We start from the raw sequence: 18,750 nt of genomic DNA on the forward strand, positions 1-18,750 counted from the left end.
GCGTGCGCGAATTCGACGCTCCCCTTTCCCCGTTTAGAAAAAGGACGTGCCACCGTGACCACGAGCCGAAGGCGATTTCTTGGACTGACCCTCGCGGGGGTAGCGGCGACCGCGGTCGGCTGCGGCACGGCGAGCGGCGGCACCACGAAAACCCTGCGCTACCAGGGCTGGGCGGGCCAGGTGACGCCGCCCGAACTCGCCGCCGACCTGGGCTATCTCAACGACGTCACGCTGCAGTGGGTGGGCGACACGATCAGCGGGCCGCAGGACATCCAGTCCGCGGCGACCGGGCAGGTGGACTTCGGCGGCGCGTTCAACGGAGCGGTCGTCAAACTCGCCGCGGCCGGGGCGCCGATCACCTCGGTGCTCGGTTATTACGGGGTGGACAAACTGGAATTCAACGGCTTTTACGTGCTGGAGAACAGCCCGATTCGCGGCCCGCGCGACCTGGCGGGCAAGAAGATCGGGATGAACACCCTCGGCGCGCATTCCGAGGCGATGCTCGACATCTACCTCCAGCGCAGCGGTCTGTCCAAAGAGGACATCGCCAAGGCGGAACCGGTCGCGCTGCCCCCGGTCAACACCGAACAGTCGCTGCGCCAGGGGAACATCGACGTGGCCGTGCTGAGCGGCATCCTGCGCGACAAGGCGCTCGCGCGCGGCGGCATCCGCCCGCTGTTCACCGATTACCAGCTGCTCGGCGCGTTCACCGCCGGGACCTACGTGCTGCGAAAGGACTTCATCGAACGCAATCCGGAAACCGTGCGCACGTTCGTCAGCGGTGTCGCCAAAGCCATCGAGTGGACCAAGACCACGCCGCGCGAGCAGGTGGTCGAGCGGTTCACGAAGATCGTCAAGGGCCGCAACCGCAACGAGAACCCCGACCCGCTGAAGTACTGGAAGTCGTGGGGCGTCGCCGACCAGGGCGGCGTGATCACCGACAAGGAACTGCAGCTGTGGATCGACTGGCTGGGCGGGCGCGGGGACATCCGGCCGGGCTCGGTCAAGGCGGGCGACCTGTATGCCAACAAGTTCAACTCGTACGCGAAGGGCCAGTGATGAGCGCGGCGCACAGCGGGATCCGGTTCGCCGGAGTCGGCAAGACCTTCCCGGTCCGGGGTTCCGGCGGCGGGGTGACCGCGCTCTCGGGGATCGACCTGGACATCCGGGCGGGCGAGTTCGCGGTGATCGTCGGCCCGAGCGGCTGCGGGAAATCCACCCTGCTCGACCTCCTCGGCGGGCTCGCCGAACCGGACGCCGGCCGGATCGAACTCGACGGCGTTCCGGTGCGCGGCCCCGGCCGGGACCGCGGGATCGTGTTCCAGCAGTACGCGCTGCTGCCGTGGCGCACCGCGCAGGGCAACGTCGAATTCGGGCTGGAGGCGACCGGCGTGCGCCGGGCAGACCGGGCGCGGCGGGCGCGCGAGTACCTCGATCTCGTCGGCCTGCTGGAGTTCGCCGACCGGCATCCGCACGAGCTGTCCGGCGGCATGAAGCAGCGCGTCGCGATCGCCCGCAGCCTCGCCTACGACCCGGACGTGCTGCTGATGGACGAGCCGTTCGCGGCGCTGGACGCGCAGACCCGGGAATCGCTCCAGGACGAGCTGCTGCGCATCTGGCGGCGCACCGGCAAAACCGTCTTGTTCATCACTCACAGCATCGACGAGGCGGTCTATCTGGGCGAGCGCGTCGTGGTGCTGACGTCGCGGCCGGGCCGGGTGAAAAGCGTGGTCGACATCGGCCTGCCGCGGCGCGACGACGTGGCGGACGTCCGCTCGACCGGCGAGTTCGCCCGGTACCGGCACGCGATCTGGGAACTGCTGCACGACGAGGTGGCCCGGGCGCACGAACTGGAGAAGGAGGCTGTCGGAGCATGAGCGTCACCACTGTTCCGGACACCGCGAGGACTGCGCGGGCCGAACCCGCCGCGGCCCGGCCGCGCGCCGGGCGGGTCCGGGTCCAAGCGGTCTTCGTGAAGAGCATCGCGCTGATCCTGCTGCTCGCGCTGTGGGAGATCGCCCCGCTGGTGGGTCTGGTGGATCCGGTGTTCCTGCCGCCGTTCCACACCGTCCTCGGCGCGCTGGCGGACCTGGCGGGCAACGGGCAGCTCGCCGCCAACGCCGGGGCCAGTCTGACGCGCTCGCTGGCGGGGTTCGCCCTCGCGGTCGCCGCCGCGGTGCCGCTCGGCGTGCTGATCGGCTGGTACAAACCGGTTTCGGACGTGCTGACCCCGCTGGTGCAGGTCTTTCTCAACACCGCGGCGCTGGCGCTGCTGCCGGTGTTCGTGCTGATCCTCGGCATCGGCGAGACCTCGAAGATCGCCATCGTCTTCTACGCCTGCACCTGGCCGATCCTGCTCAACACGATCAGCGCGGTGCGGTCGGTCGACCCGACCCTGCTGAAGCTGGCCCGCTCGCTGGACCTGCCGCCGCTGGCGCTGTTCGCCAAGGTGGTGCTGCCGGCGTCGGTGCCCACGATCTTCACCGGGATCCGGCTGGCCGGGGCGGCGGCGATCGTCGTCGTGATCGCGGCGGAGATGGTCGGCGCGAAGGCCGGGCTCGGCTACCTGATCAACTTCTCGCAGTACAACTTCGCCATTCCGCAGATGTACGCGGGAATCGTCGCGATCTCCGTTCTGGGCGTCGCGTTCAACCAGCTGCTCGTGACCGTCGAACGGCGCTTCACGTCCTGGCGCACGGAAGGGACCGCCTGATGGATACGCTCGAGTTGACGGCCGACGTGTTCGTGGCGGGCGGCGGCCCGGCCGCGACGTGGGCGGCGCTGCACGCGGCCCGGGACGGCGCGGACGTCGTCCTGGCGGACAAGGGCTACTGCGGCACCAGCGGCGCGACGGCCGCGGCGGGCACCGGCGTCTGGTACGTGCCGCCGGACCCGGCCGCGCGCGAGGCGGCGATGGACTCCCGCGAGGAACTCGGCGGCAGGCTCGCCGACCGGCGCTGGGCGGCCAGGGTGCTGGACGAGACCTACGAGCGGGTCAACGAACTCGCGGTCGCCGCCCGGTTCCCGTTTCCCACCGGTCCGGACGGCCGCCAGCTCCGCAACGGGCTGCACGGCCCGGAGTACCTGCGGCGGATGCGGATCCTGGTCCGCCGCGCCGGGGTGCGGGTGCTCGACCACAGCCCGGTGACCGAATTGCTCGCCGATCCGTCCGGGGCGGTGGCGGGCGCGGCCGGCTACCAGCGGCAGGGCCGGCAGAATTACCGGGTGCGGGCCGGCGCGGTCGTGCTGGCCACCGGCGGGTGCGCGTTCCTGTCGAAGGCGCTGGGCTGCGACGTCAACACCGGCGACGGCGCGCTGTTCGCCGCCGAAGCCGGGGCCGAGCTGTCCGGGATGGAGTTCTCGAACGCCTACGGCATCGCGCCGGAAGGCACCTCGGTCACCAAGACCGCGTTCTACCACTTCGCCACCTTCTTCCGGGCCGACGGCAGCGTGCTCGAGGGCGCCAGCGGAGTCCGGCGTTCGCCGATCGCACGGGAACTGTTGCGCGGCAGGGTGTTCTGCCGCCTCGACCGGGCCGACGAACAGGCCCGCGCGGCGATGCGGCTGGCGCAGCCGAACTTCTTCCTAGCCTTCGACCGGATGGGGATCGACCCGTTCGCCGAGAAGTTCCCGATCACCCTGATCGCCGAGGGCACGGTCCGCGGAACGGGCGGCATCCGGATCGTCTCGGACGACTGCGCCACCACCGTCCCCGGCCTGTACGCGGCGGGCGACGCGGCCACGCGCGAACTGATCTGCGGCGGCTTCACCGGCGGGGGCAGCCACAACGCGGCCTGGGCGATCTCGTCGGGCACCTGGGCCGGACGGGGCGCCGCCCGCTACGCGCGGTCGCTGGGCTCCCGCGCCGGCACTCGCCGGACGCTCGCGCTCGGCGAGGCCGGACTCCGGCCGAGCGGCCCCGGCGGCGGCGACCACCGCGAGGTGATCGCTGCGGTCCAGCGCGAAGTCTTGCCCTACGACAAGAACTACCTGCGGCACGGCAAGGTGCTGACCCCGGCGCTAGCCGCGCTCGACGACGTCTGGACCGAACTGCGCGCGTCGCTGGGCGGCACCGGCGAGCTGTCCGTCCGCACCCGCCAGGCGGCGGCGATGGCCGCGCACGCCCGGTGGATGTACCGCTCGGCGCTCGCTCGCACCGAGACCCGGGGCATGGCGAAACGGCTCGACTTCCCTTCTCCGGACCCGGCCCAGCGGCATCGGCTGCACACCGGCGGCCTGGACACGGTCTGGGTCCGTCCGGAAAGGACGGTCGCCGAGGTCGAGGCGGCGTCATGATCGAACTGGTGTCCGCGCAGCGTTGCATCGCCTGCGACAAATGCATCACGGTGTGCCCGACCAACGTCTTCGAGCGCGGCGCGGACGGCATCCCGGTGATCAGCAGGCACGACGACTGCCAGACGTGTTTCCAGTGCGAGGCGAACTGCCCGGTCGACGCGCTGTTCGTGTCGCCCCGCACCACCCCGGAACCGGACGGTGCTTCGGCGAAGGACGCCGATCTGCTGGCGGTCGGCGGATTGCTGGGCAGTTACCGGGAGCGGATCGGGTGGGGGAAGGGGCGGGTACCGGCGTCCAGCCGGGCGATCGGTCCGCCGCTGCGCCCCGGCGCGGACCCGATCACCAGCTGATGCGGTCCGTGAAGGGCCCCTTCACGGACTTGGGTTCCCCGGCCCAGGAACTTGCGGCGGTGCCCCGGATGCCGTCGAGGCGGGAGCGGGTTTGGTCGTCCGTGAGGGCCACCCTCACCGCCCCTGATTCCCTCGGGGTTCCCCTCACGGACCTTGGGATCCGGCCAGGCGGACATCCAGCAGACGCGGGACCACGCACCTCAAGCCCCCGGCACCGGGTTGCTGTCCGTGAAGGGGGCCTTGAGGGAATCAGATTCCCTCAAGGAGTCCTTCACGGACCTGAAGAGGCGGGAGCTGAGCGATAACAACGAGTGTTCTCACGGCAAGCCTCACCCCCGCCGCGGCCGTCCTCCGCGCCGTTCTCGCGCACGGCCCCCTGGCCCGCGACGCGATCGCCGAACTCACCGGGATCAGCCCGGCCGGGGTCAGCCGTCAGTGCGCGAGCCTCGCCGATCTCGGCCTGCTCTCCGCCCGTCCGGCGGAAAGGCCGCTGGATCGCCGCACGGCCGGGCGGCCCCGGACCGAACTCGCCATCGCCGCCGACCGGCACGCGGTGTTCGGCGTGCACATCGCCCACGAGTTCGCGACCTTGGCCGTGCTGGACCTGCGCGGCCGCGTCCTCGCGTCAGAGCGCGTGCCGCATCCGGGCGGCGGGCCGGAGAAGGTCCTGGCCGGGGCGGCGGTTCGGCTGCGGGAGTTCCGGCAGCGGCACCGGGCGCGGATCCCGGTCGGGCTCGGGGTCGCCTGCGGCGGCTGGGTCGACCCGGACGCCGGCGTGATCGTCGAGCATTCCTCGCTCGGCTGGTACGACGTGCCCGCCGGGGCGGTGCTGGCGGAGCTGTCCGGGCTGCCCACCCGGGTCGACGGGCACGCTCGCGCGCTGGCCTCGGCGGAGGCGATGTTCGGCGCCGCGCGCGGGTGCGGGTCGCTGGCGCAGCTGTTCGTCGGCAACGTGGTGGACGCGGCGATCGTGTCCGGCGGCCGGTTGCACCGGGGGCCGGGGTCGGCCGCGGGCACCGTCGCGCATCTTCCGCTCGGCGCGCCGGGCACGCGGTGCGCCTGCGGCCGGTCCGGGTGCTTCGAAGCGGACACGGCCGAGCGGGCGGTCACCGCTCGCGCCGGGCGGGAGTCCATTGTGGACGTGGTCGGCGCGGCCGGGGCCGGGGATCCGGTCGCGCTCGACGTGCTGCTCGCCCGCGCCCGCACGATCGGCCGGGCGGCGGCGTTGCTGTTCGACGTGGTCAACCCCGAGGTGCTGGTGGTCGCGGAGCCGGGGGTCGCCGAACTGCCCGCCTGCCTGGCCGCCGTGCGCGCGGAGGTTTCGGCCCGGTCGCGGGGACGGGTCGAGGCGGCGACGCGAGTCCTGCCGACGAGCTTCCCCGGCCGGGACCTGCTCGGCGTCGCGGCCGGGGCGGTGCAGCTGGACGCGCTCTACGCCGACCCGCACGCGCTGGCCGGCCGGCTCGCCGGTTAGCGGACCTCGCCGAGTTTGCCGGTGGCGACGTCGAAAACGAAGCCGCGGACGGAATCCCGGTGCGGAATGAACGGGCTGGTGCGGATCCGGGCGAGGGACTGGCGGACGTCCTCCTCGACGTCCGGGAACGCTTCGGACGCCCAGGCGGGCTTCACGCCGGTGTCCCGGAGGATCGAGTTCCGGAATTCGTCGTCGGTGAACGTGAGCATGCCGCAGTCGGTGTGGTGGATCAGGATGATTTCCGTGGTGCCGAGCAGTCGTTGGCTGATGGCCAGGGAACGGATCTCGTCCTCGGTGACGACGCCGCCCGCGTTGCGGATGACGTGCGCGTCGCCTTCCGCGAGGCCGAGGACCCCGTAGACGTTGAGGCGGGCGTCCATGCAGGCGAGCACGGCGACGTGCTTGGCGGGCGGCAAGGGGAGCGGCCCGGTGAAACTCGCGGCGTATTCGGCGTTGTTGGCCAGAAGCTCATCGGTGACGGACATGATGATCCTTCCGCGAGAGGAGTGGACTGGCCGAGTGGACCGCTCCCCGTCCCGGGAGGCAAGCGCGTCCACCACCTGGACGGAGCCAGCGGGAACGCAGGCTGGAATCGGGGCGGGACAAGGCAAACGCTCCAGGCCGCCGTACCGGACGGCCTGGAGCGTTCAGCCGGGCTCAGGTTCAGTTGCGCGCCGCCGCGGCCGGGTTGGCGACGGCCAGCTTCCACACCGCGTACCCGATCGCGTCGGAGTTCTTCTCCAGCGGGGTGTCCGGGATGTTCGCGGTCGTGTCGCAGGCCCGGTGGTAGCAGTTGTCGAACGGCGCGCCCGCGGTGCCGCCCCACATCTGGGCCTGTTCGTAGCTCTTGATGTCGCCCGCTCCGGTCGCGAGGCCGCCGACCGGGATGCCCGCGCGCTTGAACGACGCGTGGTCGGACCGGCCGTCGCCCTCGGTGTCGCCCTCGGTCTGGATGCCGATCGAGGCGAAGTACTCGTCGAAGACGGCCTTGACCGAAGCGACGTCGTCGTAGACGAAGTAGCCCCAGTTCTTCGAGCCGATCATGTCGAAGTTCAGGTAGGTCTTGATCTTCGACCGCGCGGTGCTCGACAGCGTGCTCACGTAGTACCGCGAGCCGACCAGGCCGGACTCCTCGTCGGCCCACCAGGCGAACCGCACGCGCTTGGCCATCGCCGGGTTGGTGCGGGCCAGCGTCAGCGCGACCTCGAGGATCGACGCGCTGCCGGAGCCGTTGTCGTTGATGCCGGGGCCCGCGCTCACCGAGTCGAGGTGCGCGCCCAGCATGAGGACCTGGTTCGCGTCGCCCTGCGGCCATTCGGCGATCAGGTTCTGCGACCGGCCGAGGCAGCTCGTGCAGGTCTGGCGCGTCGTGGTGTAGCCGGCGGCCTTGAGCAGACCCTCCACATAGGACACCGAAGCCGCGTAACCGCCGCCGCGCGGGGAGCGCGTGCCGCCGTTGTTGCGGGCGATGGTCTGGAACTGGTTCAGGTGCGTCTTGATGTTCGCCAGCGAGATGTCCGGCGCGGCGAGCGCCGACGAGGGCGCGGCGGTGGCCGCGGGCCCGTTGACGACGCTCAGGACTGCGACCAGGGCGGTGACCCCGGCGCCGAGTCTGGTCTTCCATGTCATGGCGGTGTGTTCCTCTGAATCGGGGGTGGGGAGGGGAGTGCGGCCGGGCCCCGCCTGGGGCCCGGCCGCGGTCGGATCAGCGGGTGGTGCAGGTCGGTTCACCGGAGACAGCCGGCACCGAGACGGCGTTCCACGCGGCCTTGGTGGCGTTGAATTCGGTGCAGCTGCCCGGGAAGAGCGCGATCGCCGCCTGCAGCGTCGCCTTGCGGGCCGCCTTGTGGTTCCACGACGAGGTCTTCTTCAGCAGGCCGTTGTAGAAGATCTTGGCGGCCTTCTGGATGCCGACCCCGGTGACGCTGCTGTTGTTGCAGGTCGGGCTGGACGGTTTGCCGCCGCCCGGGTTCGAGCCCTCGGCGAGCAGGTAGAACCAGTGGTTCTGCGGGCCGGCCGCGGCGTGCACCTCGGTGCTGGGGATCGACGAGGAGTAGCAGTTCGGGTCGCCGACCTTCGACGGGTTGTACATGTAGCGGATCGGGCCCTGGCCGACCAGGTTGACGCCCTCGCCGACCTCGTAGTCCGGCGTGTCCTTCGCGTTGTTCGCGTAGGCCTCGGTCAGCGCCCCGAAGATGTCGCCGGTCGACTCGTTCAAGCCGCCGTTCTCGTTGCCCGAACCCGCGCCGCCCGGGGTGGTCTGGAAGATGCCGTGGCCGAACTCGTGGCCCACGACGTCCATCGAGGTGGCCTGGCGGCGGTTGTCCTGCGAGTGCCCGAAGTGCGTCGAGGAGCCGTCCCAGTAGGCGTTGACGTCGTTCAGCCCGACCGACGCCGGGAACCCGCGGCCGCTGCCGTTGATGCCGTTGCGGCCCAGCCAGTCCTTCAGCATCTTCCATTCGGTCTGGACGCTGAAGAGCGTGTCGACGCAGCCGGTTTCGAGGTTCGTGCCCGAACCGTTGCCCCAGCTGTTGTCCGGTCCACTGTAGACGGAGCCGCCCTCGCGGCCGCAGCTGAGGCCCGGGCGGCCGGGGTCGCGCATGCTGTAGGTGGAACCGGACTGCGTCGTGTCGATGGAGACGGTGCCGACGTAGTAGCTGTTGCCGGTGCCCGCCGCGTTCACCGTGTTCGCCGTGCCCGGCTGGGCCTGGGTCTTGGCCCCGGTGCCGAAGGTCTTGATGTCGTCCCGCTTGTCGAGCACCGCGCCGGTGGCGGCGTCGACGAACACGTGCAGCCTGCTCGGCGCGGTCGCGCTGCGCCCGGCCACGACGACCTCGTAGGCCAGCCTCGGGTTCGCCCCGGCCAGCACCACCTTCTCCGGCGCGCTCACGCTGTCCACAGTGGACAGCTGGGCGCGCGCGGTTTCGGCGGCTTTCGCGGCGTCGAGAACGGCTTGCGTCCCGACGGTGATCGGCGAGGTCTCCGCGGCGCTCGTGCCGCGGACGTTCCCGGCCCCGTCCGCGACGACGACCGCGTCTCCGCCGACGACGCGCAGGCCCTGGTAGGTGCGTTCGTAGGCACCGTAGAAAAGCCCGCCGCCGCCCGCGGTCAGGCCGACGCGCCGGAAGGACTCGGCGGGGCCGCGGCCGAACGCGGCGAGCCCGGAGGCGACCGCCTGGTCGGCGGCTTTCGCCGCGGCGACCTCCGGGGACGCGGGTGGTGCCGTCGGGGCCGCTCCGGCCGGGGCCGCCGGGAGCGTGAGCGTCATGGCGAGCCCGGCGGCGGCCGCCAGGCCCGTCGTGAATCCGCGAGGGGGCATCGAGGTGTTCCTTCCCTGAAGGCAGGACGATGGGGATCGGGGAGGGGAAACTGCCCGGCCGCTCACGGTGGGTAGGCGGCCGAACACGTCCGAGTAAAGGATCAGCGGTTCGGGGCGTCAATGCTCCGAACGGACCAACGGAACGTTCCGGATTCGCCGGGCAATTCGTGTAAGTCCTGCCAGTGCTGGGAATCTGTGCGTGTTCGGCGCCGGAGCGACTTTCGTAGGGAATGTCCCGGGTGCAGTCCGAATGTCGGATGGTCGCGGCGCCGGTCGTGGCTCCCGGACGTCAGCTCCCGGTGACGGCCGCGCACACCTCGGCGGCCGCGGTCCACAGTCCTAAGTGGCCAGTCCGGACCGTCCGGCGCTCCCGGGCCCGGGCCGCCATCGAGGCGAACGGGGAGCGGTCGCCGAAGAGGACGCACCGGCTCGGCGGCCGCTCGTCGATCCTGGCCGGGGGCAAGGGTTCCTCGTGGGTGGCGATGCTGATCGGCCGCAGCCGGGAAACCACGTCGGGATCGGCGAAGCCGAGTGCGTGGAGGCCGAACGGCGGAACCGTCCGGCCCGCCGGATCGGAGGACGCCGCTGCGGCGAACGGCTGACGGAGCATCGGCATCAGGTCGAACGCGGATTCGCCGGGGAAGGGGAGGAAAGCGTCGAGGTAGATCGTTTCGCGGACCTGCCCCGGGCACGCGTCCGCGACCCCGGCGACGACCATGCCGCCGTAGCTGTGCCCGGCCAGGATCGTCCCGGGTTCGAGCAGCCGGCCGACTTCGTCGATGTGCTGCCGCAGGCCGGCGACGGCGAGGGTGGGCGCGACGACGGTGTGCCCCTGCCGGGACAACCGCGCCGCGACCCGGTCCCACACCCAGCCGCCGCACCACGAGCCGTGCACCAGGACGTACTGGCTCACCGGTCGGGGACTTTCGCGACGACGTCGACCTCGACCAGCACCCGCGGATCGAACAGCGCGGCGACCCCGACCAGCGTGCTCGCGGGCGGCGCGGGAACTCCTTCGCGCAGAGCGGCGAAGAGGTCGGAGATCAGCTCGGGCCGGTAGTCCACGACGTAGACGGTTTCCTTGACGATGTCCTCGCGTTCGCATCCGGCGGCCGCGAGCGCGATGTCGAGGTTCCGCGCGATCTGCCGCGTCTGGGTCACCGGATCGGTTCCGCGCAGGTTTCCGTGTTCGTCCCAAGCCACTTGGCCGGAAAGGAAAACGAGGCCGGTGTCGGGGAGGAGCACGGCGGGCGTGAACGCGCCCGGGATGTGGTGGAGACCGGCGGGAGTCAGGTAGTCGGTCATCGCGCCGCTCCGGCCCAGGCGGTGATCGCGGCTTCCCTGGCCGCGGCGTCCGGCGGCTCGCTTTCGCGGCGGACCCACGCGATGTGGCCGTCCGGCCGGACGAGCACCTCGGCGACGTCTTCGGTCCAGGAGTCTTTGCTGCTGGTGGCCGTCGTGATGCGGTTCTGCCAGGCGTCGGCGACCTGCGCCGCACCGTCGCCAGCGAAGTCGACGTAGCCGAAGGTGCCGCTGTGCACCAATTCCGAGACCCTCGCCGAGCCGAGCGGCAGGTCGGGCATGCGGGTGCCGAGGAGCGGGTCGCCTGGTGCCGGGTAGGACGTCGACAGCGCGGACACGATGCCGGCCAGCCGGGCGTTGGCCTCGGGGATGTCCAGGAGGGAGTTCAGCAGTTCGCGCAGTGCGTGCACCGGACGCTGATAGTCGGGCACCAGCGTGAGTTCGAGCAGCAGGGTCTGGGCCTGGGTGTTGTCGGTGACCAGCTGTCCCACCGGATGCCGCTCCGCGTGGTAGGTGTCGAGCAGGCCCGGCGGCGCCCAGCCGTTGATCTCGGCGGCGAGCTTCCAGCCGAGGTTCATCGCGTCCTGCAGGCCGGTGTTAAGGCCCTGGCCCGCCGCCGGGAAGTGGATGTGCGCCGCGTCGCCCGCGAGGAAGACCCGGCCGTTGCGGTAAGTCTCCGCCAGCCGGGTCGCGTTCCCGAATCGCGACAGCCAGCGGGGTTCCGCGACGCCGAAGGACGTGCCCGCCGCGTCCGTCAACGCTTCGCGGAACTCGGCGAAGGTCACCGGTTCCGTCGCCGGGACGCGCATGCGCTCCGGATCGGTGAGCACGAACCGGGTCAGGCCGCCGGTCAGCGGGGCGATCAGCACGGACCCGCGCCCGGCCTCGGCGATCGCGTCCTGGTCGACGACGGCGAAGTCGCCGAGCATCGCGCTCATCGTGCCGTCCGAGCCCGGGAACCCGATGCCCGCCGCCTCCCGGACCCTGCTCCGCCCGCCGTCGCAGCCGACGAGATACGCGGCGCGAAGCCGGAACTCGCCGTCGGGTCCGGTGCCTTCGACGTCCACTCCGTCGCTGTTTTGGGTCAGCGAAACGACTTCGTGCCCGTAGGAGATCTCGACGCCGAGTTCCCGTGCGCGTTCTTCCAGCAGCCGCTCGGTGCGGGCCTGCTCCAGGAAAAGCGTGTAGCCGTGGCGGGTTTCCAGCGCGGAGAAGTCCAGCTGCCGGGGCAGCCCGGCGAAATGCCAGCTCGGGACGGTGCGGCCGAGCGCGAGGAACCGGTCGGCGATGCCGCGCAGCTCGAGGATCTCGATGCTGCGGGGATGCAAGGTGAGCGCGCGGGACTGCTCGTGCCGCGTCTGCTGCCGTTCGAGGATCCGCACGCGCACTCCGGCGAGCGCGAGTTCGGTGCCGAGCAGCAAGCCCGTCGGGCCCGCTCCGCTGATCACCACGTCGGTGTCCACAGGTGCCTCCTTGATTTTCGAACAACGTTCATTTAATCCTTGAGGCCAGTGTCCTGACGAAGCGCGAAGCTGTCAAACACGCTGATAGGCTCGGGTGGACATGACCGCGCACCAGCCCCGCACCCGAGGACGGCCGCCCGCCGCCGACCGGGCCGACGTCACCGCCGCCGCGCTCCGGCTGCTCGGCGAAACCGGCCTGGACGCGCTCACCATGCGGAAGCTGGCCACCGCGGTCGGCGTCCAGGTGGGCACGCTCTACGGCTACTTCCCGACCAAGCGGGCGCTGCTGACCGCCATGGCCGAGGAGATGCTGAAGGGCTGCCGGGACGCGGCCGAAGGAGTTGCGCGGCCGAGGGAACGGGTGCTGGCGCTGGCTCGGAGCCTGCGTACCGCGCTTCTGTCCTATCGGGACGGAGCGCGGGTGTACGCGGGCACGCACTCGATGGGACCGAACACGCTGGGCTTCGCCGAGGCTCTCAACGGCGCTTTGCGCGAGGCCGGGCTCGATGCCACTGCGGCGACGCGGACCGGGCTGTTGATCCTGCACTTCGCGACGGGGCACGTCCTGGAGGAACAGGCAGCGCTCCAGTCCGGTCCGGACCTGCCCGCCGACATCGAAAACCTCCGCGAGGCGATCCGGGGCGGCGAGTATCCGCATCTCGCCGAGGCTCAGGATCAGTTGACCGGTACGGACTTGGCGGAGTTGTTCGAGCAGGGGTTGCGGCTGCTGACGGCGGAGCTTTCCTGATTCACTGCGCTGGCATGGGATCCGGCGCATTGTGCGCGCGGCGGTACGCAAGCGGCGACATGCCCAACTGTGCGTGGAAGTGTTTGCGCAGCGCGACCGGATCCCCGAAACCGCACGCCGTGGCGATCCGTGCGACGGGCAGTCCGGTGGATTCCAGCAGCAGCCGCGCGTGGGCGAGCCGTTGCTGCGCCAGCCATTTCAGCGGACTGCTGCCGACCTCGCCGCGGAACCGACGGGTGAACGTGCGCGCGCTCATGTGTGCGTGCCGCGCCATTTCGTCGAGGGTGAGCGGCTCGGCCAGCCGGTCCAGCGCCCACTGCCGGGTCGCCGAGGTGGACCGGTCGGTGTCCTGCGGAACCGGGTGCTCGATGAACTGCGCCTGGCCGCCTTCGCGCCACGGCGCCACCACGCAACGCCGCGCGGCAGCCAGACGCCACTGCCGCTCCGTGGTCGAGGCGGACCAGGTGCAGGCACAGGTCCATCCCGGCCGCCCCGCCGGCGGAGGTCAGGATGCGGCCGTTGTCGACGAACAGCACGTCCGGATCGACTTCGACGCTCGGGAACCGCCGCGCCAGCGCGTCGCACAGCGCCCAGTGCGTGGTGGCTCGCAGGCCGTCCAGCAGGCCGGCCGCCGCGAGCAGGAAAGCCGAGGTGCACAGGCTGACGATGCGCGTCTCCGGGCCGATCCGGTCCAGTGCGGCGGCGACTTCCTCGGGCAGAACGCCGGTCTCCAGCAGGGTTTTGGTCGGCTCTTGGGTGGCGAGCACGACGGTGTCCGCGGTCTCCAGCGCCGACTCGTCGTGCTCGACGACGATCCGGTAGTCCTCGTGCGTGCGCACCGGACGGCCGCCGAGCGAGCAGGTGCGGACGGAGTAGAACCGGGTGCCGTCCGGTGCGCACGCCTCGTTGAACACCCGGGCCGGGATGCCGAGGTCCAGCGGAAGGACCCCGTCGAGGGCGAGTACGGCGACACGATGCGGCATGGCCGGAATAGTACGATAGGTGTCCTTCCGGCCACTCACTCGTCGCCGCGCGCGTCCGCCACGCTGGTGGTCGAGCAACCGGAACGAGGAGAGCATGAGCGAGCACACGATGCGGGCGGTCACTGTCCGGGAATTCGGCGGACCGGAGGTGCTGACCGCCGAGGAGGTCGCGCGCCCGGAGCCGCTGCCGACCGAGGTGCTGGTGCGCGTCCGCGCCGCCGGGGTCAACCCGGTGGACTGGAAGACCCGCGAGGGCCGCGGAATGGCTGGGCTGCAGACGTTTCCGCTGATCCTGGGCTGGGACGTCTCCGGCGTGGTCGAGGAGGTCGGCTTCGGCGTGACCACGCTCGCGCCCGGCGACGAGGTGTACTCGATGCCCTGGTTCCCGCGTGCGGCCGGCGGCTACGCCGAGTACGTCACGGCACCGGCTCGGCAGTGGGTCCGCAAGCCCGACACCCTCGACCACGTTCACGCGGCCGCTGTGCCGCTGGCGGCGTTGACCGCTTGGCAGGCCCTGGTCGACACCGCCCGCGTACAGGCTGGCCAGCGCGTTCTGATCACGGCCGCGGCCGGCGGGGTGGGCCACTTCGCGGTCCAGTTCGCCCGGCACCTCGGCGCCCAGGTGATCGCTACCGCCAGCGCGGCGCGGCACCAGTGGCTGAAGGAACTCGGCGCCGACGAGACGATCGACTACACCGCCACCCGGTTCGAGGAGGCCGCGGCCGAGGTCGACGTGGTCATCGATCTGGTGGGCGACGAGCACGACCGGACCAGCACCCGTTCGCTGAAAGTCCTGCGCCCTGGCGGTTTGCTGGTCGCCGTCCCGTCCGGAGTCTCCCCGGAACTGGCGCGTGCGGCCGAGGCGGCTGGCGTGCGGGCGACTCCGTTCCTGGTCGAGCCGGACGGTCCCGCGCTGGCCACGATCGCGGGCTTGATCGACAACGGCGAGGTCGCCGTCGAGGTGGCGGAAACCTTTCCGCTCGAGCAGGCAGCCGCCGCCCATGCCCGGGGCGAGACGGGGCGTACTCGCGGCAAGCTCGTGCTCACCGTGACTGACTGAGCGAGAACGGCGGTTGTACCTCGGTCAAGTCGGTGACCACGAGATCGGCGGCTGAGCTGTCGGCGCCGATGGCGACGCAGAACGTCCCCGCCGCTTTCGCGGCTTCGATTCCGGCGGGGGCGTCCTCGAACACGACTGTCCGGGCGGGCTCGACGGCCAGCCGGGTGCAGCCGAGGAGATACCCCTCCGGATCGGGTTTGCCGCGCGAGACGTCTTCGGCGGTGATGACCGTGTCGAACAGCGGCCGCACGCCGAGCGCGGTCAGTTCGGCGTTGGCGTAGTCGCGGGTGCCCGACGTGACGACGCCGATCGGCCAGCCGAGTTCGTGCAGCGCGCGCACCAGGTCGACGGCTCCGGGCATCGGCTCGGCCACGCTGGTCGCGTAGGACATCGCTTCGGCGAACAGGTCGTCCACGGTCGGCTCGCCGGGGAAGCGGTGGCGGTTTTCGGCCAGGACGGTCTTGCCAGGGCGTCCGGAGAACGACGCGAGCAGTGGCTCGGGCAGGTCGACGCCGTGTTCGCGGAACAACCGGCGCCACGCGGCCTGGCTCCGGGGTTCGGTGTCGACGAGCGTCCCGTCGAGGTCGAACAAAGCTGCGGAGAACATGTCATTTCCTTTCCGTGCCAAGGGAGACGGCGGCGGCGATCAGGGCGAGCACAGTAAAACCTCCCAGTACCGTCGCGAAGGACGCGGTCGGCGCCCAGGGGAGTCCGAGGTAAGCGGTGCTCGCGCCCGCGACTCCGAGCGCCGCGCACAACTGCGCGTTGGTGTTGATCACCCCGGAGAGGTCCGCGGCGCGGTCCGGGCGGGCCGTCGAGGTGAGGCGGCCGATGAGCGAGTTCGCGCTGATTCCGAGACCGAACCCGCCAAGCCCGAGCAACGGAACCAACGGCGGCCCCGGGCGACCGGCGGCCAGCAAGTGGAGGCTTAGCGAGGCGTAGGCGGCGGCGAGGATGAGGCAGCCGGCCGTCGGCGCGAATTTCCGCCAGCGGGCGGGGAAGCGGGGGAGCAGCAGCCCGGCCACGCCGAAGGCGGCGACCCAGGACACCATGGCCAGTCCCGTCTCGGCTGGTCCGGCGCCTAGGCCCTGCTGGAGGTAGAGGGCGAGGACGAAGAGCAGGCCGACGTACGTCGCGGTGGTGAGCCCGTGGGCGATCAATCCTTTGCGCACCAACGGGTCGGCGAAGACATCCGGTGCGAGCAGGGGGCGCTTGCCTTGTGCGGCTGCCGCTTTGCCGAGCCGTACGAACCAGACGAACACGGCGGCGCTCACGGCGAGACACAGCCACATCCACGTCGGCCAGCCGTGTTCGCGTCCGAGCGCCAGCGGCACGATCGCGAGCAGCACCGCAGTCGACAGCACCGCCGCGCCTCGCAAATCCAGCCCGCCCCGCTCGGCGCGGGTGTCTGCGGGCAACGCCCGGCGCGCGGCCAGGAGGAGCACGACGCCGATCGGGACGTTGATCAGGAAGACCGACCGCCAGCCAGTGCCGAACACGTCGGCGGAGATGAGGAGGCCGCCGAGGAGTTGTCCGGCTACGGCGCCGCCGGACAGCGCGACGGCGTAGTAACCGAGTGCGCGGCTTCGGTTCGTGCCGGTGAAGTGGGCTTGGATTCCGCTGAGGACTTGCGGCACCATCAGCGCCCCGGCCGCGCCCTGCGCGAACCGCGCGACGATCAGCCAGCCGATGCCCGGTGCGAGCCCACAGGCCAGGGACGCGGCGGTGAATCCGGCCAGCCCGGCGATGAAGATCCGGCGGTGGCCGTGGGTCGCGCCGAGCCGGGCGCCGGGGACGAGGAGGACGGCGTAGGCGATGAGATAGCCGGACACGACCAGCGTGACTGGCCCTTCGCCGGTGCCGAACCCGCTCCGGATCGACGGGGCGGCGAGGTTGGCCACCGCACTGTCCACATTGGCCATGAACTGGCCGGAGAGCAGGACCGCGAGCAGCAGCTCCCGCCGCGGGAGCTTTTTCTCCGGGGAGAGTTCGACAGCCACGGCACCGACCCTGCCCGGGCCCGGCCGCCCGCGCTGGCGGTTTCCGGACACGGCTGTCGATCTTGGCGGCGGGGCTCGCTGGCTGGCGGCGGCATTGCGCCTCGGCGAGCACCCCGAAGGCGATTGCGATGACGGCATGTGAGCTTCGGATCGGGGTGCAGGGGCAGGGCTGAGCGCCTGGGTGATGGGGGTGGGGTGGCGGCGGTTCGTCTTGGGCGGGCTAGCGCACCAATGTGGCGTTGGGTGCATGTGGCGCACCCAACGCCACATTGGGTGCGTGGGCGGTGAGGGACGGGTCACGCCCGCTCACGGTTGCGCGCCCGGTGGTTGGCGACGCTGACCCGGTTGCCGCACAGGTCGGGCATGCAGTAACGCCGCCGTCCCGCCCGGCTGGTGTCGACGAACACCCCGTCGCAATCCGGGGCGGCGCACGGGCGGAACCGGTCGTGCCCGAGGGCCTGCAGCACACCGAGCAGTCCAGCCCCGATGACCACAGCCAACTCGTCGGCGAGCGACGCGCCCGCTGCGGTCTCGATGTGCCATTGCCACCGGCCGTCGCCATCGCGGTGCAGCCGGGGCCCTCTGCCCGCCCGGGCGACCAGATCCCCGGCGAGGCGGGCGGCTTCGTCCTCGTCCGCCTCCAGCACCGTCCGGACCTCGTCGCGGAGCGCGTGTACCCGCGCCAGATCATCGGCGCTCCGGGGTGCGTCGGGAAGAAGGCCGTGCTCGGCGAGAAACCGTTCCAAGGCCGCCGAATCCGGGAGCGCATCACCGGCGCTGCGCACCCGGGGAGACGTGTTGACCAAGTCGGTCGCCGCGCCAGCCCCGGCCATGTAACCCTTAAACGGTATCTTCACGCCTTACTCCCTGCTAGGGTAACCGTTGCAAGACGACTTTACCCCTTACTGAGGAGAGTTATGCACGCGCGTGGACTGCTGACCGACCGGATCCCGGTGTCCGGCGGAGAGGTCGCGACCGGGGTCTTCGGCGAAGGCCCGCCGGTGGTCCTGACGCACGGAACCCCGGCGTCGTCCTATCTGTGGCGCGAGGTGGTCCCGATTCTGGCGCGTCGGCGCACCGTGTACGTCTGGGACCTGCTCGGCTTCGGCGATTCGCGGCCCAGTCCGGGTGTCGCGCCGTCGATCGCCCGGCAGGCCGCGACGCTCGCGGAACTGGTGGCGCACTGGGGACTGGAGAACCCAGCGCTGGTCGGCCACGACATCGGGGGCGGGATCGTCCTGCGGGCGCACCTGCTCGAGAAGGTGCCTGCCAGTCGGCTGGCACTGGTCGACGCGGCCGTCCTCGGGCCGTGGAATACGCCGTTCACTGAGCACATGCAGCAGCACGCGGACGCGTATCGCACGATGCCGCACCACGTTTTCGCGGACATCATCGCGCCGCGGATGCGCACCGCCACGCATCACGCCATGTCCGATGAAGTCGCCGCCGCCTACCTCGCGCCCTGGGCCGGCCCCGAAGGGCAGCAACGCTGGATCGACCAGGTCGCGGCCGTCCATTTCGGCGACGTGCGCGAGGTGACGGACCAGCTCGACCAGATCGCCGCGCCGACACTGGTCCTCTGGGGCGAACGCGACGAGTGGCTAAACCTGACCACCGGCGACCGGCTCGCGGCGGCGATTCCCGGCGCGCGGCGGGAGAACATCGCGAGGGCGGGGCATTTCGCACCTGAGGACAATCCCGGTGATGTCGCGGAGGCGCTGCTGCGGTTCTTCGGGTGAGCGGCGGGTGGTCTAG

Annotated in this window: 19 protein-coding genes and 2 pseudogenes; 10 read left to right on the top strand and 11 right to left on the bottom strand. The window is 71.3% G+C overall.

Features of this window, described 5'->3' with window-relative positions:
* The first annotated feature begins 54 nt into the window (after window positions 1-54).
* The 7 genes and pseudogenes from RPX00_RS33080 to RPX00_RS33110 all read left to right on the top strand — a co-directional run bounded on the left by RPX00_RS33080 (window position 55) and on the right by RPX00_RS33110 (window position 6,120).
* A complete protein-coding gene (locus tag RPX00_RS33080; protein ID WP_406631273.1) occupies window positions 55-1,059 on the top strand; it encodes an ABC transporter substrate-binding protein in 1,005 nt (334 codons plus the stop codon).
* Window positions 1,059-1,877: an ABC transporter ATP-binding protein gene (locus tag RPX00_RS33085; RefSeq protein ID WP_406631274.1), complete on the top strand. Its 819-nt coding sequence runs from the start codon at window positions 1,059-1,061 to the stop codon at window positions 1,875-1,877. The genes RPX00_RS33080 and RPX00_RS33085 overlap by 1 nt, the downstream gene beginning before the upstream one ends.
* Window positions 1,874-2,713 (top strand): ABC transporter permease, encoded by an 840-nt coding sequence (locus RPX00_RS33090; protein WP_406631275.1) that lies wholly within the window; start codon window positions 1,874-1,876, stop codon window positions 2,711-2,713. Before RPX00_RS33085 ends, RPX00_RS33090 begins: the two co-directional genes overlap by 4 nt.
* Complete coding sequence (locus RPX00_RS33095; RefSeq protein WP_406631276.1) at window positions 2,713-4,296, top strand: FAD-binding protein; 1,584 nt, start codon at window positions 2,713-2,715, stop codon at window positions 4,294-4,296. The genes RPX00_RS33090 and RPX00_RS33095 overlap by 1 nt, the downstream gene beginning before the upstream one ends.
* Window positions 4,293-4,646, top strand: a complete 354-nt coding sequence (locus RPX00_RS33100) for a 4Fe-4S binding protein (protein ID WP_406631277.1) — start codon at window positions 4,293-4,295, stop codon at window positions 4,644-4,646. Before RPX00_RS33095 ends, RPX00_RS33100 begins: the two co-directional genes overlap by 4 nt.
* A gap of 301 nt (window positions 4,647-4,947) precedes the next feature.
* Window positions 4,948-5,118, top strand: a pseudogene (locus tag RPX00_RS33105) (MarR family transcriptional regulator); the annotation flags it as partial.
* A 90-nt stretch (window positions 5,119-5,208) separates the two neighbouring features.
* The gene (locus RPX00_RS33110) at window positions 5,209-6,120 is read left to right on the top strand and encodes an ROK family protein (RefSeq protein WP_406631278.1); all 912 of its coding nucleotides are present in this window, start codon (window positions 5,209-5,211) and stop codon (window positions 6,118-6,120) included.
* Here RPX00_RS33110 and RPX00_RS33115 read toward each other — a convergent pair.
* The 6 genes from RPX00_RS33115 to RPX00_RS33140 all read right to left on the bottom strand — a co-directional run bounded on the left by RPX00_RS33115 (window position 6,117) and on the right by RPX00_RS33140 (window position 12,204).
* A complete protein-coding gene (locus RPX00_RS33115; RefSeq protein WP_406631279.1) occupies window positions 6,117-6,605 on the bottom strand; it encodes a beta-class carbonic anhydrase in 489 nt (162 codons plus the stop codon). The two genes, RPX00_RS33110 and RPX00_RS33115, sit on opposite strands and share 4 nt — an antisense overlap.
* A gap of 178 nt (window positions 6,606-6,783) precedes the next feature.
* Window positions 6,784-7,749 carry a M28 family metallopeptidase gene (locus RPX00_RS33120; protein WP_406631280.1) on the bottom strand — a complete coding sequence of 322 codons (966 nt, stop codon included), beginning with the start codon at window positions 7,747-7,749 and terminating at the stop codon, window positions 6,784-6,786.
* Window positions 7,750-7,825: 76 nt separating this feature from the next.
* Window positions 7,826-9,439 carry a M4 family metallopeptidase gene (locus RPX00_RS33125; protein ID WP_406631281.1) on the bottom strand — a complete coding sequence of 538 codons (1,614 nt, stop codon included), beginning with the start codon at window positions 9,437-9,439 and terminating at the stop codon, window positions 7,826-7,828.
* Window positions 9,440-9,728: 289 nt separating this feature from the next.
* Window positions 9,729-10,352, bottom strand: coding sequence for an alpha/beta fold hydrolase (locus RPX00_RS33130; RefSeq protein WP_406631282.1), 624 nt, complete (start codon window positions 10,350-10,352; stop codon window positions 9,729-9,731).
* On the bottom strand, window positions 10,349-10,744 hold the full coding sequence (locus tag RPX00_RS33135) for a RidA family protein (RefSeq protein ID WP_406631283.1): 396 nt from the start codon (window positions 10,742-10,744) through the stop codon (window positions 10,349-10,351). Before RPX00_RS33135 ends, RPX00_RS33130 begins: the two co-directional genes overlap by 4 nt.
* Entirely contained in the window at window positions 10,741-12,204 is a 1,464-nt protein-coding gene (locus RPX00_RS33140; RefSeq protein WP_406631284.1) for an FAD-dependent monooxygenase, read from the bottom strand. The genes RPX00_RS33135 and RPX00_RS33140 overlap by 4 nt, the downstream gene beginning before the upstream one ends.
* Window positions 12,205-12,304: 100 nt before the next feature.
* Between RPX00_RS33140 and RPX00_RS33145 the strand changes: the two genes are divergently transcribed.
* Entirely contained in the window at window positions 12,305-12,952 is a 648-nt protein-coding gene (locus RPX00_RS33145) for a TetR/AcrR family transcriptional regulator (protein WP_406631285.1), read from the top strand.
* A gap of 1 nt (window position 12,953) precedes the next feature.
* Here RPX00_RS33145 and RPX00_RS33150 read toward each other — a convergent pair whose 3' ends face one another.
* Window positions 12,954-13,358 (bottom strand): GlxA family transcriptional regulator, encoded by a 405-nt coding sequence (locus RPX00_RS33150; RefSeq protein WP_406631286.1) that lies wholly within the window; start codon window positions 13,356-13,358, stop codon window positions 12,954-12,956.
* A gap of 109 nt (window positions 13,359-13,467) precedes the next feature.
* Window positions 13,468-14,031, bottom strand: a pseudogene (locus RPX00_RS33155) (DJ-1/PfpI family protein); the annotation flags it as partial.
* A gap of 13 nt (window positions 14,032-14,044) precedes the next feature.
* Here RPX00_RS33155 and RPX00_RS33160 point away from each other — a divergent pair.
* Complete coding sequence (locus tag RPX00_RS33160; RefSeq protein WP_406643174.1) at window positions 14,045-14,995, top strand: NADP-dependent oxidoreductase; 951 nt, start codon at window positions 14,045-14,047, stop codon at window positions 14,993-14,995.
* Here the strand turns inward: RPX00_RS33160 and RPX00_RS33165 are convergent.
* The 3 genes from RPX00_RS33165 to RPX00_RS33175 all read right to left on the bottom strand — a co-directional run bounded on the left by RPX00_RS33165 (window position 14,979) and on the right by RPX00_RS33175 (window position 17,852).
* On the bottom strand, window positions 14,979-15,602 hold the full coding sequence (locus tag RPX00_RS33165; RefSeq protein ID WP_406631287.1) for an HAD family hydrolase: 624 nt from the start codon (window positions 15,600-15,602) through the stop codon (window positions 14,979-14,981). The two genes, RPX00_RS33160 and RPX00_RS33165, sit on opposite strands and share 17 nt — an antisense overlap.
* 1 nt (window position 15,603) lies before the next feature.
* The gene (locus RPX00_RS33170) at window positions 15,604-16,995 is read right to left on the bottom strand and encodes an MFS transporter (RefSeq protein WP_406631288.1); all 1,392 of its coding nucleotides are present in this window, start codon (window positions 16,993-16,995) and stop codon (window positions 15,604-15,606) included.
* A 296-nt stretch (window positions 16,996-17,291) separates the two neighbouring features.
* Window positions 17,292-17,852 (bottom strand): CGNR zinc finger domain-containing protein, encoded by a 561-nt coding sequence (locus RPX00_RS33175; protein WP_406631289.1) that lies wholly within the window; start codon window positions 17,850-17,852, stop codon window positions 17,292-17,294.
* A 60-nt stretch (window positions 17,853-17,912) separates the two neighbouring features.
* On the opposite strand from RPX00_RS33175, the gene RPX00_RS33180 reads away from it, so the two are divergent.
* Entirely contained in the window at window positions 17,913-18,734 is an 822-nt protein-coding gene (locus RPX00_RS33180; RefSeq protein WP_406631290.1) for an alpha/beta fold hydrolase, read from the top strand.
* The last annotated feature ends 16 nt before the right edge of the window (window positions 18,735-18,750 follow it).

The sequence above is a fragment of the Amycolatopsis sp. WGS_07 genome (assembly GCF_045278895.1).
In the GTDB taxonomy this organism is placed as follows: domain Bacteria; phylum Actinomycetota; class Actinomycetes; order Mycobacteriales; family Pseudonocardiaceae; genus Amycolatopsis.